This window comes from Xanthomonas sp. NCPPB 3570 (assembly GCF_056725115.1).
Genome location: NZ_CM161513.1, coordinates 4,046,444 through 4,066,350, shown reverse-complemented (window position 1 = coordinate 4,066,350; position 19,907 = coordinate 4,046,444). Strand labels below are relative to the sequence as shown.

The following is a 19,907-nucleotide window of genomic DNA, read 5'->3' as shown; positions in this document are numbered from 1 at the left end:
TTCCGCAACGAGGTACCGCTAGCGCGGTGTTCGTGGCACATAGCGCATCGCGGCCCCTGCGCTTTGCTACAGTCGCCGCCCTCACCTGTCGACGCGGAGCCGCATCATGACCAGCGCAGCCTTCTATCCGATCGGAACCCCCGGCGTGCCCTGGGGCGCCGCCGAGAAGGCGGCGTGGCTGGCCGGGCAACCGCGCCGGCGCAGCTATCAGGACGAGGTGGTGGCGGCCATCGAGCGCTTGCGTGGGCCGTGGGAGCTGGTCGAATACGGTGAACTGGCCTACGCCCAGGAGCGCTATCCGCTGCTGGCGCTGCGCAGCCGCGATTGGAACGCGGCGCTGCCGTGCATGCTGGTCACCGGCGGCGTGCATGGCTACGAGACCAGCGGCGTGCACGGCGCGCTGCAGTTCGCGCAGCAGCATGCCGGGGACTACGCCGGCCGCGCCAACGTGCTGGTGGCGCCGTGCGTGAGCCCCTGGGCGTACGAGCGCATCCATCGCTGGAACGCCGATGCGCTGGATCCCAACCGTTCGTTCCGCGCCGACAGTCCGGCACAGGAATCGGCGGCGTTGCTGCGCCTGGTCGCGCCGTTGCGCGAGCACGTTCGCATGCACATCGATCTGCACGAGACCACCGACAGCGACGAGTCCGAATTCCGTCCGGCGCTGGCCGCGCGCGATGGCGTCGACTACGCGCCGGGCGGCATTCCCGATGGCTTCTACCTGGTCGGCGACAGCGAGAATCCGCAGCCGGCCTTCCAGCAGGCAGTCCTGGCCGCGGTGGCACAGGTCACCCATATCGCGCCGGCCGACGCCGCGGGCGAACTGATCGGCACGCCGCTGGCGGCACCGGGGGTCATCAACTATCCGGTGAAGCGGCTGGGCCTGTGCGCGGGCATCACCGACGCGCGCTATACCACCACCACCGAGGTGTATCCGGACAGCGCCAGCGCGACGCCGGAGCAGTGCAACGCCGCGCAGGTGGCGGCGGTGCGCGCGGCGATCGACTACGCGTTGGCGCATCCGTCGTCGCAATGTGATGCATGACCGTGTAGGAGCGGCTTCAGCCGCGTTGCCTTACCGGTAACGCCCATCGCGGCTGAAGCCGCTCCTACGTCGGGCTTCCGCACGCTCGGATGCGCCGGCCGCGGTGGGCACCGACCCTGCCGCGCGCTACGCTTGTCCGTCCTCGTTCGCCATGCATGCCATGTCCATCGTCCTCACGCCGTTCGCCCGCACCCGCCTGTTCCCGCGCGACGGACGTCGCAATGCGATCCAGGACTGCACGCCGGAGCAGTTCGAGCAGCATCTCAACGCCAACGCGCCGCTGCAGGTGCTCGACGGCTACGCGCCGTTCTGCAAGCTGCACGTGCACCGCAATTGGACCTCGACGCGCTGCCTGACCGTGCCGATCACCGACGCCAACCGGCGCCTGCTGCGTTCCGGCTACGAGGCGCGCAGCCGCGAGGAGCTCCCTGTGCTGGTGCGCTGGTTCGAAGGCGTCGAGCCGCCGGTGGCCGCCTACCTGCTGCCGATCCTCTACAGCCGCGAACAGCTCGCCCACGAGGGCGCGCCGATCGAGGCCGACTGGGGCGTGGTCGGTTGCCTGTACACCGCCGAGCCGCAGGAAATCCCGATGGCGCCGATCACCATGCTGCGCAATGCGCTGGGCGTGGAGGAGGGCGGCTCCGGCGTGCCGCTGGATCGCGACGCCTACCGGCGCAGCGTGGCGTTCTGGGAGCACAACGCCAACTGGCGGCCGTAAGCGCTACGCGCCGTTTGCGCCCAGCGAACTGGGCGCGCGCAAGCATCGATGAGCCCGCGACGATGATGCATGCATCGCCGGTCACAACGCAGGCGCGAGTGCCTATGGCTGCTCCATGCGCGCTTACGTCTCTGTTGCTGCGTGTGTACGTTGCCGAAGCCGGCAACGCCGTGCTGCATCAGTGTGCATGCCTGTTCATTGGCGCACGCGCGTAAACAGCGCGCTATTGACCACTTTCACGGCGAAGCCATGTCCGTTCATCCGGCTCTCGCGGGAAGACCATCAAGTTTGCGCACGACGGGACGATAGCGAGAAGGTGGGCCGCACGCAGCAGCGCCGGGAAGCGATTTCCGGCGGCGCGTCGTGGCCGGTGGGGAAGGCGTCCCGGGCAGCAGGTCATCGGCAACGGACACGCGCGCTCGCGCCGTGCGCCGCGGTGGGCTGTGCCGCGCGGCGCGTTCCCCGCGACCGCATTCCCTCCCCCCGCCAAGGAAGTTGTCATGTCCACTCCGTCGCCGCATCGCCGTCGCGGCAGCGTCGCCAAACGCCTGATGCTGGGTACCGGCCTGCTCGCGCTGGCCTGTTTCGGCCTGACCGCGATGATCATCTACTGGCGCAGCAGCGATGCGTTGCTGTCGACCTCGCGCACCAGCATCGAGAACCTGGCGCAACTGGAAGCGCAGCGCGTGTCGCGCGAGATCGGCGTGGCCTTCGACGCCAGCGAGGCGCTGGCCAACAGCTTCCGCGTACAGCATGGCGCCGGCGGCCTGTCGCGGGCCACCGCCACCGCGGTGCTGCGCAGCCAGCTCGATGCACATCCGCAGTGGCTGGGCATCAGCACCATGTGGGAGCCGGACGCGTTCGACGGCAACGACAAGGGCTTCGTCGGTGCCGAGGGCCACGACGCCACCGGCCGCTACATGACCTGGTGGTCGCGGCAGAACGGCCAACTGGTGCGCGAGGCGCTGCGCGACTACGAGAAGCCGGGCGACGGCGACTGGTACCTGCTGGCGCGCAACACGCACAAGCCGGTGGTGATCGAGCCGTACTACTACCCGGTGGCCGGCAAGGACACACTGATGACCACGCTGGCCACGCCGATCCTGGAGAACGGGCGTTTCCTGGGCGTGGTCACCGTCGACTTCACCCTCGATACCCTGCAGCAGCGCATCGCCGCGCTGCGGCCGATGGGCGAGGGCCATGCCAGCCTGTTGTCGCCGTTGGGCATGGTGATGGCCAGCCGCGATCCGCAGCAGGTCGGCAAGACCCGCAACGACGCCTGGTCCAAGGACATGCTGGCGCGCGTGGCCAAGGGGCATGTGGTGTTCGACCATCATCGTGCGGATGGCGAGGATGCGTTGAATGTGTTCGTGCCGCTGAAGATCGGCGATGCGCCGCAGGCGTTCGCGCTGGGCATCTCGGTGCCGTATGCGCTGGTGATGGCCAAGGCGCGTGCGCTGCTGTGGACCATCGCCGCGGTCGGCCTGCTCTCGGCGCTGTTGCTGAGCGGCGCGCTGTACCTGCTGCTGCGCCGGCAGGTGCTCGACCCGCTGGCCGAGGCGGTGCGGGTGTCCTCCGCGGTCGCCGCCGGACGCCTGGACAGCCAGGTCCGGCACCGTCGCGACGACGAACTGGGCCAGTTGCTGGAGGCGATGGGCAGCATGCAGACGCAGCTGCAGGCGGTGATGCAGGCGCAGGCGGAGATGGCGCAGCGCCACGACGCCGGCGAGATGAGCTACCGGATGGACGCCGCGCGCTTCCCCGGCGAGTACGGCCGGATGGTCCATGGCACCAATGCGCTGGTCGCCGCGCACGTGGACGTGCAGCGACGCCTGGTCGAGGTGATGTCGCAGTACGCGATCGGCAACATGCAGGTGGACATGGAGGCGCTGCCGGGCGAGAAGGCGGCGATCACCGAGGCGATGCGCACTACCAAGCGCAGCCTGCAGGCGATCAACCAGGCCATCACCGAACTGGCGCAGGCCGCGGCCTCCGGCGATTTCTCCCGGCGCGGCGACGCCGAGCGCTTCCAGTACGAATTCCGCGGCATGGTGGTCGGGCTGAACCGGCTGATGGAGCTGACCGAGGGCAACCTCTCGGCCTTGTCGGCGCTGTTGCGCGCGGTAGCCCGGGGCGACCTCACCGCGCGGATGCATGGCGAGTTCCATGGCGTGTTCGCGCAGATGCGCGACGACGCCAATGCCACCGTGGAGCAGTTGACCGGTATCGTCGGCCGCATCCAGCACGCCACCACCGCGATCAACACCGCCGCCAGCGAGATCGCTGCCGGCAACGACGACCTGTCGCGCCGCACCGAGCAGCAGGCGGCCAACCTGGAAGAGACCGCCGCGTCGATGGAGGAGCTGACCTCCACGGTGAAGCAAAACGCCGCGCATGCGCATCAGGCCAATCGGCTGGCGCAGGACACCGCGAGCGTGGCCTCGCGCGGCGGCGCGGTGGTCGAGCAGGTGGTGGAGACCATGTCCGGCATCGCCGAAGCGTCGAAGAAGATGGCCGAGATCATCGGCGTCATCGACGGCATCGCCTTTCAGACCAACATCCTGGCGCTCAATGCCGCGGTGGAGGCGGCGCGTGCCGGCGAGCAGGGCCGCGGTTTCGCGGTGGTGGCGAGCGAGGTGCGCGCGCTGGCCCAGCGCTCGGCGACCGCGGCGCACGAGATCAAGGGCCTGATCGACGCCTCGGTCGGCAAGATCGACGATGGCACCGAGCTGGTCAACGGCGCCGGCGACACCATGCGCGAGGTGGTGGCCAGCGTGCGCCAGGTCACCGACATCATGAGCGAGATTGCCGCCGCCTCGCAGGAACAGAGCGCCGGCATCGAACAGGTGGGCAAGACCATCGTGCAGATGGACGAGGTGACCCAGCAGAACGCCGCGCTGGTCGAGGAAGCCACGGCGGCGGCGCGGGCGATGGAGGATCAGGCCGGGGAACTGCAGCGCGCGGTGGCGCTGTTCAAGCTTGCCGCGCCCGCATCGGGCCGCCTGGCCGCGCCGGGCCGGACGCGGCTGGAGGTGGTGTCGTGAGGGCCATGCGCAGCGCCGCGCTGCTGCTGGCGCTGGGCGTCGCCGTACCGGCCTGGGCCGGCACCGCCAGCGCCAACCTGGCCGCGACCTCGAACTACGTCTCGCGCGGATTCGAGCAGAGCTGGGGCCGGCCGGTGTTGCAGGGCGGGCTGGACGTGGCCGCGGACAGCGGCTGGTATGCCGGCACCTGGGCGTCGGGGGTGAGCCCGTACTTCATCGAAGGCGGGCACGTGGAGTGGGACGTGTACGCCGGCTACGCGGCCAGTCGCGGCGACTGGGGCTGGCGTGCCGGCGTCTACCACTATGCCTATCCCGGTGCACGCATGAGCGCCAGCGGCACGCGCTACGACTACGGCGAGGCCATCGTCGCCGGGCATTGGCGCACGTTGGAACTGTCCTACGCCAGCACCTGGACGCGCGACTACTTCGGCTACAACAGCGCCACGCTGGGTGTCGGCCAGGGCCGGCACTCGCGCGGCTCCGGCTATCTAGCCCTGGACGCCACGCTGCCGCTGGCATCGGACTGGCAGGCCAGCGTGCATGCGGGCCACCAGCACGTGCGCAACTTCGCCGACTACGGCTGGACCGATGCGCGTCTCGGTGTGAGCCGCACCTGGCGCGGCACCGAATTCGGTTTGAGCTACGCACGGGCCTGGAACAGCGCCGGCGTCTATCGTCGCTACACCACCGGCGTGGCGGACGGCGAAGGCCGGGTGCATGTCTCCAACCCGATCGACGGCGCCTGGTCGTTCACCATCAAGCGCAGTTTTTCGCTGTAGCCGGACGCGCGCTCAGCCATCGGCTGGCGGCGCGAACGCCTCCACGGCGAGCCGGTCCAGGTAGTCGCGCAGGCGTTGTTCGCGTTGCGCCGGGTCGCTGGGCAGCGGACGCGCCTGGGCGCTGCTGCTGCGCGCATGTACGCGTGGATACGGCTGCGCCGGCACCGGCACGTCGAGGAAGGCGCACAGCGGTTCCCAGCCCGTCTGCGTGTCGGTGTCGAGGACCAGCAGGCGATGCGCCGGCACGTTGGCGATCACTTCCTGGTTCCAGCGCTGGAAATAGTCGGTCATGAAGCCGCGATCGTCGATGCGCGTGGCGAAGTCGCGGCGCAGGAACTGGCTCAGGCGCTGGCCGTCGGGGCCGAACAGCGCCGGCACGCGGCGGTCGCTGGCGAAGATGGTGTTGCGTACCGAATCGAACCAGGCATCGGCATCGCGCACGGTCAGGATCACCTTGGCCTGCGGATAGCGTGCGACCAGTTCGCGCCAGAAGCAGCAGCCGGGATAATCGACGGTGGCGGTGTAGCCTGCGAACAGCGTGTCCCAGTCCGCCTGTCCGTCGAGCGCCGCATCCCATCGCGGCAAGGCCTGGCGCAGGTTCGCAGCCAGTTCCATGGCGTGGTAGCAACGGCCCAGGCCCAGATGCTCCAGCGCCAGCTTCAGCGACAGGGTGCCGGTGCGGCCGAGGCCGGCGCCGATGATGCGCAGGCTCATGGCGTCGCCCCGGCGCCCTGCGCCAGCCACTGCGCCGCCTCGCGGCCCAGTTCCGCCTGCGCACGCGCCACGTAGTCGGCAGCGACGGCCGCCGGCAACAGCGCGCGCCAGCGGCCACTGCGCCCCTGGTTGAAGAAGGCCTTGCCGCCTTCGCGCCACAGCCCGGCGCCCTGCGGCACGTAGCGCGCGGCGTGCTGGCGCATGTAGTCGAACTGGCAGTGCGCCAGGATCGTGTCCCAGGTGGCGTCACGTATCGGGATCTCGAGAAACGCGGCGATGCGTCGCACCTGCGCGGGCAGATCCACCAGCAGATCGGCGTAGTGCACCAGCAGCACGTTCGGCTGCGCGCGCTGCTGCCACCAGCTGCGCACGCCTTCCCAGAACGGCCAGAACGGCGCGCCGTCGTGGGCCAGCCAATGCGCCACGTAGGCGTCCACCGGCAGGCTCGGCGGCGGTACCACGCGCATCTTGCCCGGTTCGGCCGCGCCGGCATCCAGGCGCGCCTGCGCATCCTGGCTGACCGCACACTGGTGGTCGTACAGGCTCAGCGCGATGTCGCGGCCATCGCGGCCGATGTACAGGTACTTGGCGCGGTCGCTGATCACCAGCGCATCGGCCGGCAGATGGGTCTTGATGAAACGCCGGTGGGTCTGCGCCTGCAGCAGCGCGAGCTTACTGGCGCGGTCCGGGTACACGCCGTCCAACCACGGCGAGATCGCCGACACGTCGACGTCGGCCGCCCCTTCGAACAGCAGTTGCGCCACGATCTGCTGCAGCCAGGTGGTGCCGGCCTTGGCGTAGCTGGCGATGACGATGTCGCCGTCGCGGAACTCCAGTTCGTTCCAGGCGGCGGAATCGAAGAAGCGGTTGGGATATTCCCGGGTCTTGGCGAAGGCGGCGAGGTCAGCCATGCGGGGCGTCCGGGGCAAGAGGGTGGGGTGATGTCGTGTCATGCGACCGACGGCCATGGGTAGTGATGCGTGGCCGCAGCGCGATGCGGACGTCGAGTGGGCGCAGCACCAGCGCCGGGAACGGCCGCGGCTGCGCATCCGCCGCCAGGTGCAGCGTGCGCTCGCGCAACAGGCCCGCCACGACCACGGTCATCTGCACCAGCGCGAGTTGGGTGCCGATGCAGCTGCGCGGGCCGCCGCCGAACGGAAAGTAGGTGTAGCGCGCTGGCGTGTGCGCGGCATCCAGCCAGCGCGTCGGCAGGAAGCGCTCCGGCGCGGCGAAGTGGCGCGGATCGCGCTGCACCACCCACTGGCTGACGATCAACTGCGTGCCGCGCGGCACCGCGAATCCCTCCAGCGTGGTGTCGCGTTGCGCGATGCGCGCGGTCATCCATGCCGGCGGATACAGGCGCATGGCTTCCTTCACACAGGCGCGGGTCAGTGACAGGTGTTCGACAAGAGTGTCGTCGCCTGCCGTGGTGGACGCGTTGCCGATGTCGGGCAATACATCGGCTTCCTCCGCCACCGCCTGCGCGATCGACGGATGTTGCGCCAGCAGCAACAGCGTCCAGGTCAGGCCAGCCGCCATCGGTTCCAGTGCCGACATCAGCATCGCCGCCGTCTCATCGCGGCACCAGTCGCCCTGACCCTGTGGATCGTCGCGCCGCAGCAGGTCCAGCACCGAGGCGTCCACGCCTGGCGGAGACGGCGATGCCAGGATCTGCGTCAGTGCGCTGTCCAGTGCGCTACGCGCGGCACGCAGACGGCGCTTGCCGGCACTCGGCCACCAGGCCGGCGCTGCGGATGGCGTGCGTGTCTGCTGCAGGATCGCGTCGACCATCGGCAGCATCTGCAGCAGCGCGGGTGCGTGCACCGCATCGCCGAGCAGGAAGCCGGCGCCCAGTTCCGCACAGAGCGCCGTCATCGTCAGGCGCAGGTCCTGCGCATGCGCGTTGTCGTCGCCCGATTGCAGCAGCGCCTGCGTGGCCGCGAGTGCCTGTCCGGCATAGTCGCGGACCAGCCCGGCGCGGAATGCGGGCTGCAATGCCTGGCGCTTGTGTCGCCAGGCCTCGCCCTCGCTGTTCATCACCGAGGCCGGGAATGCAGCACGCCGCGCGCGTGGGTCTGGATCGGATTTGGCATAGAGGCTGCCGTCGTCGCCCAGCACGGTCGCGATGGCTGCCGGCGACGCCAGCAGGTAGGTGCGCTCGGCGATCCGCGCCACGTCGCCATGTTCGCGTGCGCAGCGCTGCAGGAAGTCGAGGGGATCGTGCGCGAAGGCCTGCCGGTTGCCGAACGCCCAATGCCCACGCGGACCGGGCGGACACCGTTGCGTCTGTGTCACGCACTCACCTGCACGAAGAAGCATGAAGGCACGGTGCACCGCGATGCGGAAGGCGACATGGGACCGATGGCGAACGCATGCGTGGCCATGCAATGCGCCGAGTGCCGAAGAGAGGGGGGACGGATCGCCCCCTCTCGCACGCGAATGCCACGCAACGGTGGCGGGAAGTCAGTAGGTGTAGATGTAGCCGAGCCTGTTGCCACCGAGGCTCTGTACCCAACGCGACAGCGAATCAAAAAGGCGCTTCATGGCGATACTCCTGATTGAACGGGGGACTCTGTTGCGATCGTCGCGCCTGCCGCCTGTGGCAGGCGCGCAGAAAGCTTCCTCGCTCGACTACGGCGACGCAAGCGAAAGACTGAAGCGCCGCCAACTGCAATATTCTTGTCATTTTTCGCCGAGCACCTTGCGTCCCAAGCGATCGGATCGCGTCGCCGCGTTTGCCGTCGGCGTCGCTGCCGTGCGTGCGCCATTGCGTCGCGATCGCTGCGTGCTATCGTCGCGCCAATTCGGCAACGAGTGGCTGCGGATGCCCGTGACCCACGAGTACGATCGCCTGGCCGCGATCTACGATCGCATCTACGATCGCTGGCCTGCCGCCGCTACGCAGCAGTGCGTCGACGTGCTGGCCGAACTGGCCGCGGGCCGTGCGGCGCTGGAACTGGGCATCGGAACCGGCCGCATCGGCTTGCCGCTTGCGCACCGCGATGTGCCGGTCACCGGTATCGACAATTCCCCGGCGATGCTTGAGGTTTTGCGTGCCAAACCCGGTAGCGACCGCCTGCAGTTGGTCTGCGCCGATTTTGCCGACATGCCGGTGTCCGGGCCGTTCGGCCTGATCTATGCGGTGGGTGCGTTCGGCTATCTGCTGAGCCAGGCCGAGCAACTGCGGTGCGTGGTCAATGCGGCGCGCTGCCTGGCGCCCGACGGGCGCTTGCTGATCCAGAGCGCGGTGCCGGGCGCAGAGGTGTTCGAAGGCGGCGGCAAGGTCAGCCAGGTGCTGGACGTGCCGGACACCGACGGCGACGGCGCCGCAGTGATGCTGGTGTGCTCGCAGCCGGATCCGCTGCAGCAGCGCATCGACCAGCGCGTGGTGGTACTGGGCGAATCCGGCACGCGCATCTTCAGCGAGCGCCGCCGCTACGTGTGGCCATCGGAACTGGATCTGATGGCGCAGATCGCCGGCCTGCGCCTGGAGGCGCGCTGGAGCGACTGGGCACGCACGCCGTACCACGCGCGCAGCCGCATCCAGATTTCGGTGTATGCACCGACCAGTGAGCGCACGGCCTGAGAGATTCGCGCCGTCGTAAGCGCTGGACAGCGATGTCCGGTCTGCGAGTGGCGACGTCGTAAGCCGCTGAACCTTGTCGCATTCGGCGCCTGCGGCCATGCCGTTGCCGGACTAGGCTATCCCGTTGCTGTCTAGGCGAACCGCGCCTGCAGCCGCGCGCATCGTGTCTGGTCTGGTCGACGCCCGTGCTACGACCCGGCACGGGTGCTTGGCTTCGCGATCGCCAGTTACGGCGGGAAACACCCAGCATGCCATCCTCGGTTGCGAAGTGCTGCGCTAGCCCGCGCCATGGGAGGCAGTGACAGCAAATCAGGCAAGCACCGCATGGACCAGGTCGGCGTGGGCACCGGCCCCGGTTTCATGCATCGCGTGCATAGCCTGCCTCGCGTTGTGCGCGGATCGCCAGGACAAAGACGGTATCCAGCGCCACCACGTATCGGTAGAGGGCAATATATCCCTGAGCGCCTTGGCCAATCACCAGTTCACGCAGATCATGGCGCGTCAGCCGGCCGATCAGCGGATTGTTCGTCAGCACGTTCGATGCGCTGACGATCTCGCTCAGACGCTCTTGGATATGCTCGGCTTCGTGTTGTTCCAGATGGCCGATGATGCGCCGTAGATCCTCGTTGACAGAGGGCAGGAACTCGACGTGCGCCATGCTATTTCGCGAACTTGCGGGGGGCGGGAGGAGGAGTGTGCTTGCCCTCACTGCGTTCCATCAGATAGCGACGCATCTCGTCCCAGGGAATGCTCTCGCCGGTTTCGAGAAATTCGCCCCAACGGCGCTCGGCCTCTGCATGGAAGTCGACGCGCCGCTCGGCCAACTCGGCCTTCTCGGCAATGGCTTCCAGGATGAAGTTGTGCGAGGTGGTGCCGGCCGCTTCCGCGGCCTTGGCGACGCGGGCCTTGAGCGCGTCCGGCAGGCGGATGGTGGTGGTGCTCATTGGGGAGCTCCAGGCGATTGGTGTGGAATCAATGTAGCACAGGTGTGGTACAGATGGCCTTGCTGGACAGGCGCGTCGGCCGACTGGTCGGAAAAGGTCGCTTGCAGCAGGGAGTGCGCAAGGTGGCGATGTCTGCGGTTTTCGCTCCGTACGATTTCCAGCTCTCTTCTCCCCCCACGCGCTTGCGGCGCCGATCAAACAAAAAACGGGCGCCTCGCGGCGCCCGTTCTGGTCTGCCTGGCGATGTCCTGCCGATGGCTCAGTAGCGGTAGTGCTCCGGCTTGAACGGGCCGTCGACCGGCACGCCGAGGTAGGCGGCCTGTGCGTCGGTGAGCTTGGTCAGCTTCACGCCGATCTTTTCCAGGTGCAGGCGCGCCACTTCCTCGTCCAGCTTCTTCGGCAGGCGGTACACCTGTTTCTCGTAGCTGTCCTTGTTCTGCCACAGGTCGATCTGCGCCAGGGTCTGGTTGGCGAAGCTGTTGGACATCACGAAGCTGGGGTGGCCGGTGGCGCAGCCCAGGTTGACCAGGCGGCCTTCGGCCAGCAGGAAGATCGCGTTGCCGTTGGGCAGCACGAACTTGTCCACCTGCGGCTTGATGTTGATCTTCTGCACGCCCGGCAGCTTGTACAGCGCCTCGACCTGGATCTCGTTGTCGAAGTGGCCGATGTTGCAGACGATGGCCTGGTCCTTCATCTGCGTCAGGTGCTCGATGCGGATGATGTCCTTGTTGCCGGTGGTGGTGACGTAGATGTCGGCCTGGCCGAGGGTGTCCTCGACGGTGTTGACCTCGAAGCCTTCCATCGCCGCCTGCAGCGCGCAGATCGGGTCGATCTCGGTGACGATGACGCGGGCACCGTAGGCGCGCAGGCTGTGCGCCGAGCCCTTGCCGACGTCGCCGTAGCCGCACACCACCGCGACCTTGCCGGCCAGCATCACGTCCATCGCGCGCTTGAGGCCGTCGGCCAGCGATTCGCGGCAGCCGTACAGGTTGTCGAACTTGCTCTTGGTCACCGAGTCGTTGACGTTGATCGCCGGGATCAGCAGGGTGCCGGCTTCGGCCAGCTGGTACAGGCGGTGCACGCCGGTGGTGGTCTCTTCGGAGACGCCCTTCCAGTCCTTGACCACGCGGGTCCAGTAGCCCGGGCGCTCCACCGCCACGCGCTTGAGCAGGTTCTTGATCACCTGCTCCTCGTGCGAAGAGGACGGCTCGTCCACCCACTTGGCGCCGTTCTCCAGTTCGTAGCCCTTGTGGATCAGCAGGGTCACGTCGCCGCCGTCGTCCACCACCAGCTCAGGGCCGGTCTGGGTGCCGTCGGGCAGGGTGAAGGTCAGCGCGTCGAGGGTGCAGTCCCAGTATTCCTCCAGGGTCTCGCCCTTCCAGGCGAACACGGGGGTGCCGGTGGCGGCGATCGCCGCGGCGGCGTGGTCCTGGGTGGAGAAGATGTTGCACGAGGCCCAGCGCACGTCGGCGCCGATGTCCTTCAGGGTCTCGATCAGCACCGCGGTCTGGATGGTCATGTGCAGTGAGCCGGTGACGCGCACGCCGGCCAGCGGCTTGGCGGTGGCGTACTGGCGGCGGATCGACATCAGGCCCGGCATCTCGTGCTCGGCGATGTCCAATTCCTTGCGGCCCCAGTCGGCCAGGCTGATGTCGGCGACCTTGTAGTCGCCCTCGGTGGAAAAGCTCTTGAGTGCAGCGTTCATCGATAAAGCTCCGGTCAATGGCGAGAAACTCGCGAAGTCCGGGCGCCGTTGTCGCTCAAGCCTCGCGCCGAGCCTGGCCGGGTCTGGAGACGGGGAATCCGGTCTCGATCCGGTCGCAGCGCCCCTCGGCGCAAGGGGTAACCGATTATAGCGGCTGCCACGTGCGGCGCTTGAACACGCGCCCGTGCCCAACCATCGACAGGGGGCGGGCGGCGCCGGCCCTGCTACCGTCGTCGGTTCGATCGATGGAAGGAGAGGGGAGAGATGAACCAGATCACAGTGCGTGGGCGCCGCCGCGTGGCCGGCCCGGTCTGCGGCCTGCTGTGCGCGGCCCTGGCGGCGGCCGGCAGCGCCGCGGCGGAGGCCACCCCGGCACCTGCGTCCGCCGCCGCGTCCGCCGATGCCGCCGACAGCGGCTATCAGGTGCCGTCGGCGCCGCTGCAGGCCATCGTCGATGCGCCGCGGCCGCCGCAACTGTCGCTGAGCCCGCGGCGCGATCTGGCGGCGATGCTGCAGTTGCCCGCATTGCCCGGCATCGCTCAGGTCGCGCAGCCGGAACTCAAGCTCGCCGGGTTGCGCATCCATCCGCGCACCCGTTCGCAGAGCCGCTTCGCTTTCGGCGACAAGCTGTGGCTGCTGCGCATCGCCGACGGCAGCGAACTGCGCATCGAGGGCCTGCCGTCGCCGCTGTCGATCGCCGGCATGGCGTGGGCGCCGGACCAGCGGCATCTGGCCTTCAACCGCGTCGATGCGCGCAGCGGCGCCAACGAGCTGTGGGTGGTGGACATCGCCGCGCTGCGGGCGCGGCGGGTCGCCGAGCGGCTCAACACCGTGTCCGGCGAGGGCTATGCGTGGATGCCGGACAGCCGTCAGTTGCTGGTGTTGCTGCAGCCGCCGGAGCAGGGCGCCGCGCCGCCCACCGATGCGGTGCCGACCGGGCCGGCGGTGCAGCAGACCGCCGGTGGCGGCGCCACCGCCTTGCGCACCTACCAGGACCTGCTGAAGAACGAGGCCGACGCGCGCCAGTTCGACTACCAGTTGCGCGCGCAGCCGGCGCTGGTCGATGTGGACGGGCACCAGCAGCGTATCGCCTCCCCGGACCTGTACCTGTCGCTGGCGCCGTCGCCGGACGGCCGCTATCTGCTGGCGCAGCGCCTGCAGCGGCCGTTCTCCTACCTGGTGCCGGCCAGCGGCTTCCCGCGCACCATCGAGGTGCTGGACCGCGCCGGCAAGCCGGTGCACACGGTGGCGCAACTGCCGCTGGTGGAAGGCCTGCCGACCGGTAACGATGCGGTGCGCACCGGCGTGCGCGACATCGACTGGCGCAGCGACGCCCCGGCCACCCTGGTCTGGGCCGAGGCCCAGGACGGTGGCGATCCGGCGCGCGAGGCGGCGGTGCGCGACGCGGTGCTGATGCAGGCGGCGCCGTTTACCGCGCCGCCGGTGACGCTGGCGCGCCTGCAGTCGCGCTTCGCCGGTATTTTCTGGGGCCGCGGCGACCTGGCGCTGATCGACGAGTTCTGGTGGAAGACGCGGCAGACCAGGCAATGGCGCGTGGCACCGGACAACCCCGCGCAGGCGCCGCAGCTGCTGGTGCAGCGGTCGCAGGAAGACCGCTACGCCGATCCGGGCACGCCGGTGACGGAGCGCGATGCGGCCGGCAACCCGCGCCTGTTGATCGCCGCCGACGGCCACAGCCTGTTCCTGCGCGGCGAAGGCGCCTCGCCGCAGGGCGACCGGCCGTTCCTGGATCGCTACGATCTGGACACGCGGCACAGCACCCGTCTGTTCCAGTCGCAGGCGCCGTACTACGCGGTGCCGCAGGCCTTGCTCGACGACAGCGGCCAGCGCCTGCTGATCACCCGCGAGACGCCGCAGGAGCCGCGCAACTTCTATCGGCTCGACCGTGCGGACGCGGAGCCGGTGGCGCTGACCCGCTTCCCGCATCCCACGCCGCAGCTGCGCGATGTGCACAAGGAGCAGATCCGCTACCGGCGCAAGGACGGCGTGGAACTGACCGCGACCCTGCTGCTGCCGCCAGGCTACGACGCCAAGCGCGACGGCCCGCTGCCGATGCTGATGTGGGCCTACCCGGGCGAGTTCAAATCCGCCGACGCCGCCAGCCAGGTCACCGACTCGCCGTACCGCTTCAACGCGATCGGCTACTGGGGGCCGCAGGCGTTCCTGGCGCTGGGCTATGCGGTGCTCAACGACCCGTCGATGCCGATCGTCGGCGAGGGCGCGCGCGAACCCAACGACACCTATGTCGAGCAACTGGTCGCCGATGCGCAGGCGGCGGTGGACGAGGTGGTGCGGCGCGGCGTCGCCGATCGCGATCGCATCGCCATCGGCGGGCATTCCTACGGCGCCTTCATGACCGCCAACCTGCTCGCGCACACGCGCCTGTTCAAGGCCGGCATCGCCCGCAGCGGCGCCTACAACCGCTCGCTGACCCCGTTCGGCTTCCAGTCCGAAGAGCGCACCTACTGGCAGGCGCAGCCGGTCTACCAGGCGATGTCGCCGTTCAACTACGCCGACCGGATCAAGGATCCGCTGCTGCTGATCCACGGCGCCGAGGACAACAACTCCGGCACCTTCCCGATCCAGAGCGAGCGCATGTACGCGGCGATCAAGGGCAACGGCGGCACCGCGCGGCTGGTGATGCTGCCCAACGAGGCGCATGCCTACCGCGCACGCGAATCGGTGCTGCAGATGCTGGCCGAGAGCGAGCGCTGGCTGCGCACCTATTTGGGGCCGGCGCCTACGCCTGCCGCGGCCGGAGCCGCGTCGCACTGAGCCGCGCCTGTGCCACGGCCGCACGCGTGCGCGGCCGTGGCACAGCACACCGTGGGACCGCGCAAATGGTTCGCTTTGAAACCGTCGCCACGGGCGACGGGAGCGCGCGCCCTTTTCGGTTAGGCTTGCGGCGCCCCCACTGCCGAGCCATGCGTTTCCCGATGAACGAGTCCCGCAGCAGCATCGCCTTCGCCACGCCCGACCTTCCCTTACGCGACGACGTGCGCCGGCTCGGCGCCCTGGTGGGCGACCTGCTCGCCGAACAGGTCTCGGCGCAGTTCCTCGACGAGATCGAACGCATCCGCACCACCGCGATCGCACGCCGCGAGCGCGCCGCGCCGCTGTCTTCGCTGAGCGAGCAACTCGCCGGCCGCGCGCCGCGCGATGCCGAAGCGCTGGTGCGCGCCTTCAGTACCTATTTCCAGGTGGTCAACATCGCCGAGCGCGTGCACCGCATCCGCCGCCGCCGCGACTACCAGCGCAGCAGCGCCGACACGCCGCAGCCGGACGGCCTGCTCGACGCCTTGCGCCGGCTCAAGGCGCAGGGCGTCGGCATCGAGGAACTGCGCGACTGGCTGCCGCGCATCGACGTCGAGCCGGTGTTCACCGCGCACCCGACCGAGGCGGTGCGGCGCGCGCTGCTGGAGAAGGAACAGCTGATGGTGGCCAGCCTGGTCGACAACCTCGACGGCCTGCGCACCCCGGGCGAGCGCGCCACCGACGCGGCGCGCTTCCGCATGGCGCTGACCGCCTCGTGGCAGACCGCCGATTCCTCGCCGGTGCGCCCCACCGTGGAGGACGAGCGCGAGCACGTCGGCTTCTACCTGACCCAGGTGCTGTACCGGGTGATCCCGGTGATGTACGAGACCCTGGAGCACGCCATCGAGCAGACCTACGGGCAGGCGCTGCCCCTGCCGCGGCTGCTGCGCTTCGGCACCTGGGTCGGCGGCGACATGGACGGCAACCCCAATGTCGATGCCGCCACCATCACCGCCACCCTCGACGCGCAGCGGCGCGCGGTGCTGGAGCGCTATCTGAAGGAGCTGTGGCAGCTGGCCAGCCTGCTCAGCCAGTCGACCACCCTGGTCGCGGTGAGCGCACCGCTGCTGGAGCAACTGGAGCGTTACCGGCAACTGTTGCCGGAGGCGGCGGCGCGCTCGCGGCCGCGCCATGGCGACATGCCCTACCGCCTGCTCAACGACCTGATGCGCGCGCGCCTGCAGGCCACCCTGGACGACGCGCCCGGCGCCTATGTCGCGCCGACCGAACTGGAAAGCGACCTGCAGTTGATCCTGGACAGCCTGCAGGCCAACAAGGGCCTGCACGCCGGCTGGTTCGCGGTGCGGCGCCTGCTGTGGCGGGTGCGCAGCTTCGGTTTCCACCTGGCGCGGCTGGACGTGCGCCAGGAGTCCAGCGTGCACGCGCGCGCGGTCGCCGCCGCGCTGGACACGCAGGACTGGGACACGCGTGCCGTGGAGGAGCGCGCAGGCCTGCTCGGTCCCTACGCCAGCGGCGAGCAGACCCTGCCGGCGGCCGACGACGACGGCAACGCGCGGCTGGACGCGGTGTTCGCCGCGCTCGCCGATGCGCGCGCGCGGCACGGCGCCGACGCGCTGGGCAGCTACATCATCTCGATGGCGCACGACCGCGCCGACGTGCTGACCGTGCTGGCGCTGGCGCGCCGCGGCGGCCTGGTCGATGCCGAAGGTGCGGTGCCGCTGGACATCGTGCCGCTGTTCGAGACCGTGGACGACCTGCGCGGCGGCACCGCGACCCTGCGCGACCTGCTGGCCGATCCGGTCTACCGCCGCCACCTGGCCGCGCGCGACGACGTGCAGATGGTGATGCTCGGCTATTCGGACAGCGGCAAGGACGGCGGCATCGCCGCCTCGCGCTGGGGCCTGCAGCGCGCGCAGGTGGAACTGCTGGAGGCGGCGGCCGAGCTGGGCATCCGCCTGACCTTCTTCCACGGCCGCGGCGGCTCGATCGTGCGCGGCGGTGGCAAGACCACGCGCGCGCTGGAAGCGGCGCCGCGCGGCAGCGTCGACGGGCGCCTGCGCGTGACCGAGCAGGGCGAGGTGATCCACCGCAAGTACGGCATCCGCGCGTTGGCGCTGCGCTCGCTGGAGCAGATGACTGGCGCCGTGCTGCTGTCGAGCCTGCGCCCGCGCGCGGCCGACGCGCGCGAGGCCGGCTGGCGGCCGGTGATGGACCTGGTCGCCGAGCACAGCAGCCAGGCGTACCGCGGCTTCGTCGGCGATGCCGAGTTCATGCGCTATTTCCGCCTGGCCACGCCGATCGACGTGATCGAGCGCATGACCCTGGGCTCGCGGCCGTCGCGCCGGCTGGGCCAGGATGCGGCGCTGTCCAACCTGCGGGCGATTCCCTGGGTATTCGCCTGGAGCCAGGCGCGCGCGGTGATCCCGGGCTGGTACGGGGTGGGCAGCGGCCTGCAGGCGGCGGTGGATGCCGGCCACGAGGATGCGCTGCGCGCGATGGCCGCGGACTGGCCGTTCTTCCGCACCTTCCTCGACGACATCGCCATGGTGCTGTCCAAGGGCGACCTCAACATCGCCGAGATGTTCTCGCGCCTGTCCGGGCCGCTGCACGCGCGCTTCTTTCCGCGCATCCGCGACGAACTGGCGCTGACCAAGGGCTGGGTGAAGGCGCTGACCGGGCAGGCCTCGCTGCTGCAGCACGACCCGCGCCTGGCGTTGTCGATCCGCCTGCGCAATCCCTACATCGACCCGATCAGCGTGCTGCAGGTGGACCTGCTGCAGCGCTGGCGCGCCACCGACGGCGAGGACGAGGAGCTGCTGCGTGCCTTGGTGGCCTGCGTCAATGGCGTCGCCCAGGGCGTGCAGAACACCGGTTGAGGCCGATGCCACAAGGCGCCGCCGGTCGCTGCCGGCGGCCGCCCGTCGCCACCCGCTTGCGGGCGGACAAAATTGTCCGATAATGCCGCGCATGGAGATGCGAGCCGATACCGCCCACCGCCGCCGCCTGTTGCTGGACGCCGCCGACGAGGTGTTCTGTGAGCACGGCGTGCTGGCGCCGCTGGAGCTGGTGGTGGAGCGCGCCGGCCTCGGCCGCGCCACCCTGTACCGTCATTTCGCCGACCGCACCGAACTGATGGCGGCGCTGCTGGAACGCGGCCTGGACGGCCTGGAGGGCTGCGCGCGCGAAATCGGCACGCGGCCGGACGGGCTGTTCCTGCTGATGTACGACGTCGCCGAACACATCGCGATGTCGGCGCCGCTGGCCGACTATTGGCGGTCGCTGCCGCGCGAGCATCCGATGATGGACGCGGCGCATACGCGGGCGATGGCGATCCTGCTGCCGTTCCTGCAGCGTGCGATCGCCGCCGGCCTGTGCCGTGCGGACCTGGGCGAGGAGGATCTGGCCCTGGCGATGGACATGCTCGGCGCCTGCCAGCGCGGCAGCGACGAGGCCGAACGCAAGGCGCTGGCGCAACGCGGTTGCCGCCTGCTGTGCCACGCCCTGGCCACGCCCGCGGCGGCGGCGGACTTGTGAGCGCCGACAGCGCCACGCGCCGACGCGCCTGGCCGTGGCGGCTGGCGCGCGCCGTGGCGATGCTGGCGGTGCTGGCCGCCAGTCTGTGGGGCGCGCTGTTCCTGGCCTATCTGCCGCACACCGGCGCCGTGGTGCGCTACGGCTCGGCGCTGCTGTGGGCCGCGCTGGGCGCCGCTGCGCTGTGGGGCCTTCGCCATCCGCGCGAGTACCGCGTGCTGCCGCTGCTGTTCGCGCTGGGCTGTGCGGGCATGGCGGTGGGCTGGTCGGCGCTGCAGCCGCAGCAGAACCGCGACTGGGCCGACGATGTCGCGCAGTTGCTGGAGCCGCAGGTGGATGGGCACGTGGTGACCCTGCACAACGTGCGCAACTTCGCCTGGCGCAGCGACCACGACTACACCCCGCGCTGGGAGACGCGCCGCTACGACCTGGAGCGGCTGGCCTCGGCGGACCTGGCGCTGTCGTACTGGATGGGGCCGGCGATCGCCCACACCCTGGTTTCGTTCGGCTTCGACGACGGCCGCCGCGTGGTGTTCTCGCTGGAGATTCGCAAGGAGCGCGACGAGGCGTTCTCGGCGCTGGCCGGGTTCTTCCGCAATTTCGAGCAGGTGATGGTGGCCGCCGACGAGCGCGACATCCTGGCGGTGCGCAGCAACGTGCGCGGCGAGGACGTGTACCTGTACCGGCTCAACCTCTCGCGCGCACAACTGCGCCAACTGTTCCTCGGCTACGTGGCGCGGGCGCAGCAACTGCAGCGCACGCCGCGGTTCTACAACACCGCCACCAGCAACTGCACCACCATCGTGTTCGAGCTGGCGCGCAAGCTCGATCCCGCACTGCCGCTCGACATCCGCCTGCTGCTGTCCGGCTACCTGCCGTCCTACGTCTACGTGCAGCACGGCTTCGTGCCCGGCTACAGCCTGGCCACGCTGCGCGCGCGCGGCCGCATCGGCGAACGCGCCCGCGCGGCCGGCGCCGGCGCCGATTTTTCCGCGCGCATCCGCGCCGGCATTCCCGGCGACGACCCCGCGTCCAGGCCATGACC

At 69.8% G+C, this 19,907-nt stretch carries 15 protein-coding genes and 1 riboswitch; of the genes, 9 read left to right on the top strand and 6 right to left on the bottom strand.

Annotation, left to right across the window (positions count from 1 at the left end; all coding sequences use genetic code 11):
* Positions 1-106: 106 nt before the first annotated feature.
* From AC1PLR_RS17525 to AC1PLR_RS17510, 4 genes are all read left to right on the top strand, one after another.
* On the top strand, positions 107-1,045 hold the full coding sequence (locus AC1PLR_RS17525) for a M14 family metallopeptidase (protein WP_481101805.1): 939 nt from the start codon (positions 107-109) through the stop codon (positions 1,043-1,045).
* Between the two features lie 160 nt (positions 1,046-1,205).
* Positions 1,206-1,763: a DUF3228 family protein gene (locus AC1PLR_RS17520; RefSeq protein ID WP_481101804.1), complete on the top strand. Its 558-nt coding sequence runs from the start codon at positions 1,206-1,208 to the stop codon at positions 1,761-1,763.
* 500 nt (positions 1,764-2,263) lie between these two features.
* Positions 2,264-4,807, top strand: a complete 2,544-nt coding sequence (locus AC1PLR_RS17515; protein WP_481101803.1) for a methyl-accepting chemotaxis protein — start codon at positions 2,264-2,266, stop codon at positions 4,805-4,807.
* Between the two features lie 5 nt (positions 4,808-4,812).
* Positions 4,813-5,586 (top strand): TorF family putative porin, encoded by a 774-nt coding sequence (locus AC1PLR_RS17510; protein WP_481103630.1) that lies wholly within the window; start codon positions 4,813-4,815, stop codon positions 5,584-5,586.
* Between the two features lie 12 nt (positions 5,587-5,598).
* Here the strand turns inward: AC1PLR_RS17510 and AC1PLR_RS17505 are convergent, their stop codons facing one another.
* The 3 genes from AC1PLR_RS17505 to AC1PLR_RS17495 are packed head-to-tail and all read right to left on the bottom strand — an operon-like array spanning position 5,599 to position 8,595.
* Positions 5,599-6,300, bottom strand: coding sequence for a sulfotransferase family protein (locus AC1PLR_RS17505; RefSeq protein ID WP_481101802.1), 702 nt, complete (start codon positions 6,298-6,300; stop codon positions 5,599-5,601).
* The gene (locus AC1PLR_RS17500) at positions 6,297-7,211 is read right to left on the bottom strand and encodes a sulfotransferase domain-containing protein (protein WP_481101801.1); all 915 of its coding nucleotides are present in this window, start codon (positions 7,209-7,211) and stop codon (positions 6,297-6,299) included. The genes AC1PLR_RS17505 and AC1PLR_RS17500 overlap by 4 nt, the downstream gene beginning before the upstream one ends.
* Positions 7,204-8,595, bottom strand: a complete 1,392-nt coding sequence (locus AC1PLR_RS17495; protein WP_481101800.1) for a cytochrome P450 — start codon at positions 8,593-8,595, stop codon at positions 7,204-7,206. The genes AC1PLR_RS17500 and AC1PLR_RS17495 overlap by 8 nt, the downstream gene beginning before the upstream one ends.
* A 529-nt stretch (positions 8,596-9,124) precedes the next feature.
* Between AC1PLR_RS17495 and AC1PLR_RS17490 the strand changes: the two genes are divergently transcribed.
* Entirely contained in the window at positions 9,125-9,886 is a 762-nt protein-coding gene (locus tag AC1PLR_RS17490; RefSeq protein WP_481103629.1) for a class I SAM-dependent DNA methyltransferase, read from the top strand.
* Positions 9,887-10,244: 358 nt separating this feature from the next.
* On the opposite strand, the gene AC1PLR_RS17485 is transcribed toward AC1PLR_RS17490, so the two are convergent.
* The 3 genes from AC1PLR_RS17485 to ahcY form a co-directional block, all read right to left on the bottom strand.
* The gene (locus AC1PLR_RS17485) at positions 10,245-10,544 is read right to left on the bottom strand and encodes a type II toxin-antitoxin system RelE/ParE family toxin (protein WP_153751548.1); all 300 of its coding nucleotides are present in this window, start codon (positions 10,542-10,544) and stop codon (positions 10,245-10,247) included.
* Between the two features lies 1 nt (position 10,545).
* The gene (locus tag AC1PLR_RS17480) at positions 10,546-10,830 is read right to left on the bottom strand and encodes a CopG family ribbon-helix-helix protein (RefSeq protein ID WP_153751547.1); all 285 of its coding nucleotides are present in this window, start codon (positions 10,828-10,830) and stop codon (positions 10,546-10,548) included.
* A gap of 259 nt (positions 10,831-11,089) precedes the next feature.
* Complete coding sequence (gene ahcY, locus AC1PLR_RS17475) at positions 11,090-12,535, bottom strand: adenosylhomocysteinase (RefSeq protein WP_152235560.1); 1,446 nt, start codon at positions 12,533-12,535, stop codon at positions 11,090-11,092.
* Positions 12,536-12,568: 33 nt separating this feature from the next.
* A riboswitch (S-adenosyl-L-homocysteine riboswitch) is annotated at positions 12,569-12,668 on the bottom strand.
* A 131-nt stretch (positions 12,669-12,799) separates the two neighbouring features.
* On the opposite strand from ahcY, the gene AC1PLR_RS17470 reads away from it, so the two are divergent.
* The 4 genes from AC1PLR_RS17470 to AC1PLR_RS17455 all read left to right on the top strand — a co-directional run bounded on the left by AC1PLR_RS17470 (position 12,800) and on the right by AC1PLR_RS17455 (position 19,905).
* The gene (locus tag AC1PLR_RS17470) at positions 12,800-15,331 is read left to right on the top strand and encodes a S9 family peptidase (RefSeq protein WP_481101799.1); all 2,532 of its coding nucleotides are present in this window, start codon (positions 12,800-12,802) and stop codon (positions 15,329-15,331) included.
* Positions 15,332-15,492: 161 nt separating this feature from the next.
* A complete protein-coding gene (gene ppc / locus AC1PLR_RS17465; protein WP_481101798.1) occupies positions 15,493-18,207 on the top strand; it encodes a phosphoenolpyruvate carboxylase in 2,715 nt (904 codons plus the stop codon).
* 82 nt (positions 18,208-18,289) lie between these two features.
* A complete protein-coding gene (locus AC1PLR_RS17460) occupies positions 18,290-18,865 on the top strand; it encodes a TetR/AcrR family transcriptional regulator (RefSeq protein ID WP_010342178.1) in 576 nt (191 codons plus the stop codon).
* Positions 18,866-18,924: 59 nt separating this feature from the next.
* Positions 18,925-19,905, top strand: coding sequence for an Lnb N-terminal periplasmic domain-containing protein (locus tag AC1PLR_RS17455; RefSeq protein ID WP_481103628.1), 981 nt, complete (start codon positions 18,925-18,927; stop codon positions 19,903-19,905).
* The last annotated feature ends 2 nt before the right edge of the window (positions 19,906-19,907 follow it).